The organism is Flavobacterium rarum (SeqCode) (assembly GCF_965234445.1).
Classification (GTDB): Bacteria; Bacteroidota; Bacteroidia; order Flavobacteriales; family Flavobacteriaceae; genus Flavobacterium; species Flavobacterium rarum.
Genome location: NZ_OZ248501.1, coordinates 129,444 through 141,523, shown reverse-complemented (window position 1 = coordinate 141,523; position 12,080 = coordinate 129,444). Strand labels below are relative to the sequence as shown.

Annotated in this window: 7 protein-coding genes; all 7 read left to right on the top strand. The window is 35.4% G+C overall.

The features are described from left to right. The first annotated feature begins 123 nt into the window (after positions 1-123). The 7 genes from AC8GF4_RS11350 to AC8GF4_RS11320 all read left to right on the top strand — a co-directional run bounded on the left by AC8GF4_RS11350 (position 124) and on the right by AC8GF4_RS11320 (position 12,032). The gene (locus tag AC8GF4_RS11350; RefSeq protein ID WP_506594742.1) at positions 124-417 is read left to right on the top strand and encodes a helix-turn-helix domain-containing protein; all 294 of its coding nucleotides are present in this window, start codon (positions 124-126) and stop codon (positions 415-417) included. Positions 418-524: 107 nt separating this feature from the next. Further along, positions 525-1,970: a DUF3945 domain-containing protein gene (locus tag AC8GF4_RS11345; protein ID WP_506594740.1), complete on the top strand. Its 1,446-nt coding sequence runs from the start codon at positions 525-527 to the stop codon at positions 1,968-1,970. Between the two features lie 6 nt (positions 1,971-1,976). Continuing rightward, the gene (locus AC8GF4_RS11340) at positions 1,977-4,076 is read left to right on the top strand and encodes a type IA DNA topoisomerase (protein WP_506594738.1); all 2,100 of its coding nucleotides are present in this window, start codon (positions 1,977-1,979) and stop codon (positions 4,074-4,076) included. Beyond that, positions 4,072-4,260 (top strand): ORF6N domain-containing protein, encoded by a 189-nt coding sequence (locus tag AC8GF4_RS11335; RefSeq protein WP_506595069.1) that lies wholly within the window; start codon positions 4,072-4,074, stop codon positions 4,258-4,260. The genes AC8GF4_RS11340 and AC8GF4_RS11335 overlap by 5 nt, the downstream gene beginning before the upstream one ends. A gap of 189 nt (positions 4,261-4,449) precedes the next feature. After that, positions 4,450-5,922: a Fic family protein gene (locus AC8GF4_RS11330; protein ID WP_506594736.1), complete on the top strand. Its 1,473-nt coding sequence runs from the start codon at positions 4,450-4,452 to the stop codon at positions 5,920-5,922. A gap of 14 nt (positions 5,923-5,936) precedes the next feature. Next, complete coding sequence (locus tag AC8GF4_RS11325; RefSeq protein ID WP_506594734.1) at positions 5,937-6,368, top strand: hypothetical protein; 432 nt, start codon at positions 5,937-5,939, stop codon at positions 6,366-6,368. Between the two features lie 1,368 nt (positions 6,369-7,736). Continuing rightward, complete coding sequence (locus tag AC8GF4_RS11320; protein ID WP_506594731.1) at positions 7,737-12,032, top strand: T9SS type B sorting domain-containing protein; 4,296 nt, start codon at positions 7,737-7,739, stop codon at positions 12,030-12,032. The last annotated feature ends 48 nt before the right edge of the window (positions 12,033-12,080 follow it).

The window sequence follows — 12,080 nt, the reverse complement described above, 5'->3', positions numbered from 1 at the left end:
GTATAACAACCAATTATGTACTTTTTAAAAAGTTATAAAAAACATCTTTTTCAATTGGTTAAGCTTGGCAGAAGATAGTATAAATACTTTCCAACTTTGCATAAATAATTAAAAAACATCTATATGAATATCGATAGAATGGAATTTATAGCATGGATGGAACGCATAATGGATCGCTTCGATATACTTGGAGAATGTCTGGAGAATGTTCAAAAACAGAAGAACGCTATTGACGGGGAAGAATTATTAGACAATCAGGACCTTTTTATGATGCTAAAAGTAAGCGCCCGCTCTTTACAGCGTTATCGATCTTCTGGCAAGCTCCCATATTATACGATCAGTGGCAAGCTGTATTACAAGCTATCGGATGTACACCAGTTTATAAGAGAAAGTTTTTCGGCTCCTGTTAGAAAATAGATTGTGACAATCTCCGCCAAAGTAAGCCTTATAGGGACATAAAGAGTATATAAGTTTGCCCTTGAATTACTTTCGAGCCTACTTTAACAAAACTGAAAAGGAAGATCATGAATGAACAGGATAAAATCAAAAAGCCCATCGAGGAACAACTAACAGATATTTTGTTAGTATTGGACAAGGAAAAAATGAAAATCGAAGCTGTAAAAGGAATTGATAAAGATGGAAAGTTAAAAACGGTTTCTGCTGAATTGAAAAATCAAAATCAATTTATGCGTGTGGACAAGCATGGAGATATTTTTTCAAACTTCTTTACAAACTTTTTCAGCCAGCTTAAAGATCCAACTCGCTTCTCATTCTTTAACGTCCCTGCTTCCGAAGCAATTGATATGGCTAAGGAAATACAGAAGAATGTAGATACACCAAAGAAAGAATACGAAGCATTCTTAGCAAAACTTGAAGTTAAAGAACCAGTAACACATAAACAAGAAAATCATAAAAACATGGAAACAACACATACAACATCGGAAGCAAACGAATATCGTTTTAAACCAGAACAGATTGATTGGGGAACAATGAATAGTCTTGGACTGAGTAAAGAGAAACTCGAAAAGATGAATCTGCTTGACCCTTTACTCAAAGGCTATAAAACCAAAGAGCTAGTGCCTATTAGCCTTAATTTAGGGACAGCCATTACCCGAATGGATGCCCGTTTATCACTTCAATCCTCTGAAGATGGAAAAGTGGTTATGGCAATTCATGGCATTCGAAAAGAGCCACAATTGCATTTTCCTTTTTTTGGACACGAATTCAGCAAGGAAGACAAAGATAACCTTCTTAAGACGGGCAATATGGGACGTGTTGTGGATCTTGCCAATCTAAAAACTGGCGAAAAGATTCCTTCAATCATCAGTGTGGATAGGTTGACCAATGAATTGGTAGCCCTTCGTACCGATAAAATAAACATACCGGGTGAAATAAAAGGGGTAAAACTGAACGAAGAACAGAAACAGACCTTAATGGAAGGCAAACCACTTTATATTGAAGGAATGATTTCCAAGAAAGGAACTGCGTTTGATGCCACCGTACAATTCAATGCCGAAAAACGGTTTGTAGAATTCTTGTTTGACAGGACTGGGGCTAACAAGCAAACACAACACGATCCTCAATCCCAATCGCAGGAAGCTCCGAAAACCTTTAGAGATAAAGAGTTGGATAATGAGCAATATCAAAAGTTCAAAGACGGTCAGACTATTTATGTTAGTGGATTGGTGGATAAGAAAGGTAAGGAATATAATGGTTACATCACTTTCAACAAGGAAACCAATAAAACAGACTTCGCTTTCCAAAATCCAAATAAAATCAAAGAACAAGCAAAACCTACTGAAGCCCATAAAATACAAACTGCGGTCAATTCGGAAGGCAAAACCAATGAAGCGACTAAAAACATCAAAGAGCCTTTACAATCAGGGCAAACAAATCCCGATAACAAAAAACAGCAGGAAGTGCAGGAAGCACCCGAAGCAACTACCAAATCCAAAGGACGAAAAATGTAATGTGTTATGAAAGTAGTTATTGCAGAAAAACCGAGTGTAGCTCGAGAAATAGCCATTCTCTTAGGAGCCATTGAAAAAAAAGAGGGCCATCTAACTGGGAATGGCTATTGTGTTACGTGGGCTTTAGGACATTTGGTCGGTTTAGGTATGCCCGAAAATTATGGAATTTCTGGATTTCATAAAGCCTCCCTGCCTATATTGCCTAATCCATTTTTATTGACAGTTCGGAAAATCAAGAAGGACAAGGTCTATTCGGCAGACATAGGGGCTTTAAAGCAACTAAAAATAATTCAACAGCTCACAAACCGTTGTGATAGTATTATTGTGGCAACGGATGCAGGGCGTGAAGGGGAATTAATCTTCCGCTACATTTATGAATTCTTGAACTGCCAAAAGCCATTTCAACGGTTATGGATTAGTTCATTAACAGAAAAAGCAATCCGGGAAGGATTTGATAATCTTAAGTCAGGAGTCGAATTTGACGGATTATATAATGCAGCACTAGGTAGAAGCAGGGCAGATTGGTTAATAGGCATTAATGCATCACAGGCTTTGAGCATTGCCGCAGGAAGTGGAGTATATTCTTTGGGGAGAGTACAGACACCCACACTAGCATTGATATGCAAGAGATATAAGGAAAACGAAAACTTTTCTATTCAGACCTATTGGCAAGTGCAATTAGATCACCAAAAAGGATATAGCAATTTTAAAAGTCTTTCCAAAAACAAATGGAACGATAAAAAACTAGCGGAAGTTACTTTAAAATCCATCCAACGTTGCGGAATAGCCATCGTTACTTCCATAGAAAACAAAACAGTTACAGAACATCCTCCCCTCCTATTTGATCTGACTGGCTTACAAAAGGAGGCCAACATAAAATTTAATTTTTCCGCAGAGGAAACCCTTTCCATTGCCCAAAACCTTTATGAGAAAAAATTTATAACCTATCCCAGGACAGGCAGCAAATATATTCCTGAAGACCTCTGGCAGGAAATTCCCAATCTGTTAAAAGCATTGGAACATCATAGTTCTTTCAAAGATGTCGTTTCCAAGGTGAAATGGAGAAGATTAAATAATCGTATAGTCAATGATCTTAAAGTAACCGACCATCATGGATTGTTAATCACCGATAAAATCCCCTCTGCATTATCCGCTAAAGAAAATGCTATTTACGAAATAATTGCTTTCCGTTTATTGGAAGCCGTTTCGCAAGCCTGCTCAAAGGAAATAACTAATGTTATTTTACAAGTTTTACATCATGATTTTATAATGAAAGGCTGTAACGTAATTGAGCCAGGATGGAGAGCTATTAGAGGAAATTTTTCTGAGGATAATGAGAATACGGTACAGGATTTACCAGAGCTTCAAAATAATGATGAATTGAAAATCAAAAATGTCGCCATACTGGAAAAGAAAACCAAAGCTCCCGTTTTATATACCGAAGCCGGATTATTGTCTGCTATGGAAAATGTTGGAAAAGAAATTGAAAACGAAGAAAAGCGAAAAGCGTTGCAGAACATAGGAATCGGGACACCAGCAACACGGGCAGCAATTATTGAAACTCTTTTTAAAAGAGATTATATTAGAAGAGATAAAAAATCCCTTATTCCTACGGAAAAAGGTAAGCAGGTATATGAACTGGTCAAAGACAAGAAAATTGCTGATGCAGCTATGACCGCAGAATGGGAACTGGCTTTACATAAAATTGAGAATAACGAAGCAGATATGATGACATTTCAAAAAGAAATTGAAGACTACGCAACTTCAATTACACAGGAATTATTAGCACTGTCACTCATATCCGAAAAAATCCCTGACCTTTCTTGTCCGAAATGTAAAAAGCAACATCTCTTAATCAGAGATAACATTGTCAAGTGTCCTGATGCCCTTTGCAATTGGGTACAGTTCAGAAATATATGCAATGTGCAATTGAATGTGTTGGATTTAGAACATCTAATCAGAAACGGTAAAACCTCCCTTATTAAAGGAATGAAAAGCAAATCGGGGAAAAATTTTGATGCCTATATCGTTATGAATGAAAGAGCGGAGACTTCCTTTGAATTTGAAAAAACAAAAAAAGAAATAATTAACTCAACAAAAAATTGAATCTCTTATTTATGCAATCCAGAACAAGCAGGTCATACTGGATAATGATCTTGCTAAAATCTATAAGGTAGAAACGAAGGTGTTCAACCAGAAAATAAAAAAAGAAACACTGATCGTTTTCCTAAAAAACTTCTGTTTTCAGCTTACACAAGAAAGATTTGACCCGACCTATATACTAATCTGACATAGATATATCACCTAATGGAAAATATTTTATACATTATTATTTATAATAGAAAATATTTTATAAAGCATTTATATTTTGAATTTATAATAGAAAATATTTTATTAAAATATCATAATAGAAAATATTTTATTAAAATTAATTTATAATGGAAAATATTTTATAGTTTTACCTTTTAATGATTTTATAATGGAAAATATTTTACAAAACCGTTTGCCAGAACTGCTATATTCATCAAGTGACTCCGCTACCAGCCAGAAAATTTCCAAATTGGAAAAATCCGGAAAAATCCGGAAAATAGCACCTCGAATCTATACCTCGAATCTGGAAGAACCATCCGAAGCCATCATTAGACGAAATATTTTCAAGATACTAGGCAACCAATATCCCAACGCTGTTTTAAGCCACCGTTCAGCACTAGAATTTAAGCCCACTTCAGCGGATCACTTATTCGTAACTTATAAATATACACGAAAAATAGAATTGCCAGGAGTTACCCTTAGATTTTTGGAAGGTCATGGCCCGATTGGTAACGACAACAAGTTTAGCGGGGAATTGTATGTTTCCCAAAAAGAACGTGCTTTCCTAGAAAATCTACAGGTTTCCCGACAGCCTGGTCCAAAATCAAAAACTCTTACACTGCCTGAAATTGAGGAAAAGTTAGAAAGTATAGTCAGAATCAATGGAGAAGAAGGACTAAATGAAATACGTGATCGCGCCAAAGCTATTTCGGAAGAATTAGAAATGCAGGCAGAATTTGAAAAACTAAACAAAATGATTGGTGCGTTATTGACTACCAAGCCATCCAAAATATTAAGTTCTCCGGTTGCCATTGCCAGAGCATATGGTAATCCGTTTGACAAATACCGCATCCAGTTATTTGAAACATTGTTTGTAGCGCTCAAGCAAAAGGAGTTTCCAAACCGACCTGACCAAAACACAGCTACTGCCTCTTTTCGGAATTTTGCATTCTTCGAGGCCTATTTTTCCAATTATATTGAAGGAACAAAATTTGAACTGGACGAAGCGAAACAAATCATCAAATCGCAAACTCCTATGCCAGATCGCGATGAAGATTCCCATGATATCCTAGGTACTTATAATATTGTGAGAGATAAAAAGGAAATGGGTATTATTCCCACAGCACCTGACGATTTACTAAAAATCATCCAATACCGGCATGAAGTACTGCTTTCGGCAAGAACATCTAAAAAGCCCGGTCAATTCAAAGATATAAATAACCGTGCCGGTGAAACCCTTTTTGTCGATTTTAATCTGGTTCGTGGCACCTTGACAGAGGCGTTCAATTTTTACCAAGCTCTGGACAATCCATTTTCTAGGGCAGCCTATATTATGTTTATCATCAGCGAGATTCACCCGTTCTTGGATGGGAACGGCAGGATTGCACGGGTCATGATGAATGCAGAACTTGTTGCAACGGGACAAACCCGTATCATTATCCCAACGGTCTACCGAGACGATTACTTAGGTGCCCTTAGAAGATTGACCCGCAACAACGATCCCGAAGTGTATATAAGAATGCTGCAACGGGCACAAGAATTTTGTGCAACATTAGATGCTGCAGATATGGATAAACTGGAAGGTCAGATTGAAGCAAGCAATGCTTTTAAAGAACATGACGAATCCCGATTAAAATTCTAGCTATGCGAGGAAAAATGAACCGGTTTCGGGACAATATCTTTGCAGTAGAAGTTCCGGAATGGAGCACTCAACATGAAATATATAATATCTCGGATTATACAATGATCAAATTTCCGGCCCCTTGGGGTTGGAGCAAACTCAGCATATTAAAAGTGGAATATAAAATTATTGGAACCGTTACGGCTGACAAGATGGACTTTGATCCCAGACCTTATCTGACTTCACTTAGCGTTGAACACTCACCATCTTACGAAGTATATAAGCTTTTTGGAAGAGGTAGTAACATCTGGTCTTATACAGAAGATGCGGAAGAAGCTTTCCGATCAATATTCTATTATTATTACATGCCCAATGATTTATCCATATTTAGTGACCCGCCTGAATTTGACTGGAATGTACTAGGTAAATTACTTCTTTTAGAGATGGTCAATTACCAAGCGAAATAGAAATTGCACTATGTCAAATGAAATAATATTTACTCCACAAGAAAAGTACCACTTCAAATCACGACCTACTAGTATAAGTGGAACAAATTCTCCATCAGAAGACTCTTAAAAACATGTATTATTAATTGCTTTTAAAACTGCTAACACTAGTCTTATTGAAAATTAAAGACGGCTTGGTAAATAATATGTATCACAATTACTAACGATAATTAACATTAGATATTTCTAGGAATATTCAATAAACGTTCCAAATCTTCTACAAAAAAGTTCGACATTTGTTCGGGTAAGGCTAGTTTACAGGAAAATTCAATAATGAAAAATCAATATAAAGATTGCTGAAAGTAGCATCACAATAACAAATTTCATACATTTACATTAATAAAAGTACATTGACTGACTGACATTAAATTGATCAAGGCTACAAAGGGCTACAAGGTAAGTTATTATATATGAGACCTATTCGGCTACCCTTTTTGGGAGAGTGCTTGAAAACACCAATAAAATCAACGAATTAAGGAATAGGCGGTTCATCCTGCCACCCCGACAATAACGCCTCTTAAAGGCAGTCAAAACCCCTTAAATCCTATGATTTAAGGGGTTTTTCTTTTTATTCAACTCCAAAATATTCAAGTTATAGCAAAGAAAATGGGACCTATTCGGCTACCCCTTTTCTTTTTTTACCTTTAAAACCAGATTCCGCATTAGAAATCTACTGCAACTGAATTCTTCTTCAAAACCAAGAACTTTTTTCACGCTTTTATATTTTACATTGGAGTTCAAGATACACTTCGCTTGATTCTCCTATTTTTAAATTCAAAATACAAAAGTATTGCATCTTCAAAAATAGTCCGTGAGCTCCTTCTTTTATTGAATAATTCAGTTTCGTGACGAAGTCTAATGCGGATTCTGGGTTAAGTTTTAGAAAGTCACTACTTTGACTAAAAAAACATATACTGCTGAAAATTAATAAAACAACATCTTAAAATCAGACTAGATCTGATAATTATTCAAACCCAGATTCATATTACAGAATCTGAGTTTAATATTTTTAAGTAAGTAACTGCTATTATTTTTTTGTAAATCATTTAATATTTTTTGAGTGACTAAATTTAAGAATTAGCAAACCATACAATTTTAGAGCTTATTTTTCTCCATAAAATATTTCGCATTTCCAAAAAATGGAAATAATAAATATTTTTATTTTTTTTAAACACTTGATTTTTAGATGTTTAATAAAAAGGTGTGTACTTTGATATCTAAGTACGGATAAGATTAAAAATAATAAAATTGCCTAATCCATAAATAGATTTGCATTATCAATTGCCTGCAGTTAATAATTGCTCTCTTCAAAAAGTAAAAATAGTATTTATGAAAAAATTTACAATTATAGTAGTTGTCTTATTTAGCATACAATGTTTTTCACAATCGATTACTGTAAATAGTACTATTTACACGGCAGACCAATTGGTGAATTCTGTTTTAATCAATTCTCCTTGTGTTTCAGGTACAAATGTCACTTCAAAAACAGGAACGACTTATGGCTCTACGAATGGAATTGGTTATTTCGAGAACACCAATCCTAATTTCCCTTTTGAAAAAGGGGTCGTATTAACAACGGGCGATGTAACCAAAGTACCAAGTCCCAACACAACAATCTTGAGTGATGGAAATGCTTCTTGGACAGGTGATGCTGATTTGGAAGCAAATTTGCTTTCGCAATCCGGGATTACTATTAACTCTATTAATGCAAGTTATATTGAGTTTGATTTTAAACCTAAAACATCCAATTTTGATTTCGAATTTATTTTTGCTTCAGAGGAATACGGGACTTCACAATGTAATTTTTCTGACGCTTTTGCTTTTCTTCTCAAAGATCTTTCTATTGGTGGTGTAAATAAAAATCTAGCAGTAGTTCCTGCTCCAGCATTGCCAAATACTCCCATATCTGTAGAAACAATTAGGGATAATTTATACAATACAAATTGTCCTTCGGCTAATGCTAGTTTTTTTGGCAAATTTAATGGTGTAGGATTTGGACCTGCCATAAATTTTAACGGACAAACTGTAAAAATGATTGCGTCTGCAACTGGTTTGGATATTACGCATACCTATCATATTAAATTAGTTATTGCTGATGGAGGCAATAATATAGGATATGATTCGGCTATTTTTTTTAATGCCAACAGTTTTAATATTGGACAAAATGTATTAGGCATAGATTATAGCTCAGCTAACAATAATGGTATTTGTGCAGGAAGTTCATTGCCTGTTTTATCTGCTGTAGGTTTAAGTCCTGGGACTACTTTTGTTTGGAAAAAAGCGGGAGTTGCTTTTTCTCCTGCACAAACGGGTGTAACTTTAGATTTGAATACTATTTCGCCTTTACTTACAACTGGAAGTCAAACCTATAGTGTAACTTATACAGAACCAGGCTGCGTGGCTATTACAGATGATATTTTAGTAGAAATTTATCCAAAAATAAGTTTTAAAGCAACTCTGCCTAATATTTACACCTGTGATATTGGTGATCCAACTTACAATTTTGATTTAACAAAAAACACCCCTATTATCATGGCGGGAATCAATCCAGCTACAACTCCTGTGGGACTTCTGGATGATTTGCCAGCTAGCACAATAGTTACGTATCATTTGACCAATAGTGCTGCTGTTGCCAACACGGGTGCGTTGTCAAGTCCATATACGATTTTGAATTCAGAAAACGGAAAAACAATCTATGTAAGAGTCAGCAGCGCTAGTTCTCCCTGTTTTGAAATACGCTCTTTCCAATTACAAATAGTTCCAAATCCTTATATTGCAGCAGTTCCAGCTACTACAACTCTTTGTGCCAGAACATTTACCGATTTAAGAGCAGATTTTAATTTAACTGCTCAAATTGCTTTAATTTTTGGAACACAATCATCAGCTTACAACATCATTTCTTTTCATACTACATTGCCATCTGCTAATAGTAATATTAATATTTTGGCAACATCTCCAACGGGAATAATTAGGACAGCATCACGAACAGTTTGGGTTCGATTACAAAATATATCCAATACGGGTTGTTTTGTTACGACTAGTTTTCAACTTATAGTAACACCACTTCCAAAAGTAGATATTTTGCCCGATGTAGTAGTTTGTACGTCTTATACATTACCTGCTTTAACCAATGCTGGAACTCAATATTGGAGTGGATCAAATGGAACTGGAACACAATTTTTTGCTGGAGATGTGGTAAATACAACAAAGAGTTTGTATACTTGTAATAAATCGGGTTCTTGTATTAATCAAAATCTTTTTAAAATAACAATTGCCAATTTGCCTTTGGTAACACCACCTACAGCCACTTATTGTACCCAATACAAACTTCCCACTTTAGCATATGGAAATTATTATACCCAAAGTGGAGGAACAACAACGAGTAGTAATATAAAACTTGCTTCAGGTACTATTATCAATACCGTTGGCCCTAATCAAGTATATGTTTGGTTTGAAGACACATCGGTTACCCCTTCGTGTACCAGAGAAACTTCTTTTATTGTTACAATACTTCCTTTTACTCCTTTACCTGTTTATCCCAATGTTTTCAATTGCAATCCTTATACTTTACCAATTGACCCAAACGGAGGGATTTATTATACAGGTACAAATAAAGGACTCCCAATACTGCTCCCAGGTACTGTAATCAATAGTACAAAACCAATTTATGTATACAAAGAAAGTGGTTCGTCACCTCTTAATTGTACATCAGAACAATTATTTACGGTTTATGTTGGTATTTCAAGTATTATTATCCCTACTGATGTAAATTCTTGTTCTACATATGTATTACCTCCTTTGGTAGTTGGAGAATATAGAACAGCGGCGGCCGGTGGAGGTTCGGTTGTAACTTCCGGAACACCTATAAATAGTACCACAACACTCTGGTTTTACGTTACTGGGCAAAGTTGTACAGACAATTTACCTTTTACCATTACAATAAATATTTCTCCACTACCTGTTATGTCAGATACACCTCCCCAATGTGATGTTTATTATTTACCCGCCGTAGCACATTCTGGAAAATATTATACAAAGCCTTTAGGAACCGGATTGGTAAGACCAGTTGGTTATCCAATAACAAGTACTCAAACTATTTATTTTTATGACAAAGCACCTGTAGGAACTTGTTATGTGGAGACAAGTTTTTTGATTACTGTAAATCCTTCTCCATTAGTTGATGCAAGACCAATACAAGTTTTAAAATGCAATGAAAGCTATTTTCTGGATGATTTAAAAGATGGAGAATATTATCAATTTGCAGGAGGACCATCAGCTACAAATCCAGTTTTACCGCCCGGTTATGAAATAAAAACATCAACAACTATTTATGTTTATGCAGCAGCTCCATCACCCAATACTTGTATTTCTGAATATAGTATAGAAGTAACTATTGTGAATACAAAAGTTAATCCTATTGCGGATACTTTTGCATGTGATACTTATACTTTACCAGCAATCGTAGGTCAAGGCGATTATTACACAGCTACTGGAGGGTCTAATGGTACAGGTATAAAATTAGTACCCCCTTATGCACCAATAACTGCAACAACTACTTTGTATGTTTATGCAGAAGACAACAATAGAATTGCTTGTTCTAACGAAGATGTTTTTACTGTAACCATTTATAATACTCCAAAGGTTGCCCCTATTGCTCCAGTGGTTACTTGCGGATCCTATGCTTTGCCAGCATTGATTCTACCTGCTACCAAATATTTTGCGTCGGCTGGTGGGTCATCAGTAACAAATGTCGAAAAATTTGTAGGGGATTTGATTACTTCCTCAACAACTGTTTATGCCTATGCAGATACTGGTACTTCAACAACAAAATTATGTTATAATGAAGATTCATTGGTAGTTACTATAAAAATGAAGCCAGAACCGGTAATTTCACTTCTCCCGATATGCGTTGATGTAGACACTGGAGTTATTAACGATTCCTATGTAAGCAGTAATTATAGTGGTTCGTTATATTCCTTTGATTGGAAAAGTGAAGATGGAACTACAGTTAGTACTACTTTTGACTTTTCGACAAAAATACCTGGAAAGTACAGTTTGATAGTTAATGACTTATCAGGAGTAGGATGCTCGTCTGGTGCTGTACCTTTTACAGTATTAATCTCTTCAAAACCAGCAAAAATATCTTTTGAAACAAGCGGATGGTTTTCTGACAATCAAACCATTACGGTCAAAGCTATTCCATACCAAGGATATGAAAGTAATTTTTTATATGCTATAGACAATGATACACCGCAAACGAGTAACATTTTTACAAATGTGAGTTCAGGGACTCATCAAGTTACCGTTAGTGATGCCAATGGTTGTGGATCTTCACCAATACCTATACCCATTAAATTAATCAGTAGTCCCAAATCATTTTCGCCAAATGGAGATGGATATAGTGATGTATGGAATATAGCTGGATTACAAAATCAAGATGACCCTAGAATATATATTTTAGATCGATATGGAAAAATAATTAAACAACTTACCATTAACGAAGATAGTTGGGATGGCAGCTTTCATGGGCAACCATTACCAGCGGATGATTATTGGTTTATGATTTCATATTTAGAAAATGGAGTAGCCAAAGAATACCGCTCTCATTTTTCATTGATAAGATAATTATGCTTATTCTATCAATAGAACCATACTGCTCAATATTATAAATAA

Excerpts from the sequence above, each read along its gene's own strand:
- AC8GF4_RS11350 (WP_506594742.1), top strand. The coding sequence starts at position 124 with ATGAATATCGATAGAATGGAATTTATAGCATGGATGGAACGCATAATG.
- AC8GF4_RS11345 (WP_506594740.1), top strand. The coding sequence starts at position 525 with ATGAATGAACAGGATAAAATCAAAAAGCCCATCGAGGAACAACTAACA.
- AC8GF4_RS11340 (WP_506594738.1), top strand. The coding sequence starts at position 1,977 with ATGAAAGTAGTTATTGCAGAAAAACCGAGTGTAGCTCGAGAAATAGCC.
- AC8GF4_RS11330 (WP_506594736.1), top strand. The coding sequence starts at position 4,450 with ATGGAAAATATTTTACAAAACCGTTTGCCAGAACTGCTATATTCATCA.
- AC8GF4_RS11325 (WP_506594734.1), top strand. The coding sequence starts at position 5,937 with ATGAACCGGTTTCGGGACAATATCTTTGCAGTAGAAGTTCCGGAATGG.
- AC8GF4_RS11320 (WP_506594731.1), top strand. The coding sequence starts at position 7,737 with ATGAAAAAATTTACAATTATAGTAGTTGTCTTATTTAGCATACAATGT.